The following is a 437-nucleotide window of genomic DNA, read 5'->3' on the forward strand; positions in this document are numbered from 1 at the left end:
CGCGTCGGCGCGCATCGCGACGCGGCCGGCTACTATGAGGTCGCCCTGCGGCATGCGGACAGCCTGCCGGCGGTGGACCGCGCCGTGCTCTACGAGAAATATGCCTTCGAATGCCATCTCATTGGCCAGATCGAAGAGGCCATCGAGGCGCAGGGCCATGCGCGCCTCCTGCATCAGGCTCAAGGCAACAGGGCGAAGGAAGGCGACAGCCTCAGATGGCTGTCGCGCTTTGCCTATCTGATGGGCGACCGCAAGGCCGCCGACGTCTTCGGCGAACAGGCGGTGGCACTGCTGGAAACCGTGCCGGCCGGCGCCGAACTCGCCATGGCCTACTCCAACCTCTCGCAACTGGCGATGCTGGCCGAGAGGCTGGATGAGGCCTTGCTGCTTGGCGAAAAGGCAGTCGGCCTTGCCGAGCGCATGAACCGGCCCGACAT

1 pseudogene is annotated in these 437 nt (G+C 66.1%); it reads left to right on the plus strand.

Features of this window, described 5'->3' with window-relative positions:
• Nucleotides 1–437: pseudogene (locus EN935_RS40175) on the plus strand (helix-turn-helix transcriptional regulator); the annotation flags it as partial.

Source organism: Mesorhizobium sp. M7D.F.Ca.US.004.03.1.1 (genome assembly GCF_003998635.1).
Classification (GTDB): Bacteria; Pseudomonadota; Alphaproteobacteria; order Rhizobiales; family Rhizobiaceae; genus Mesorhizobium; species Mesorhizobium loti.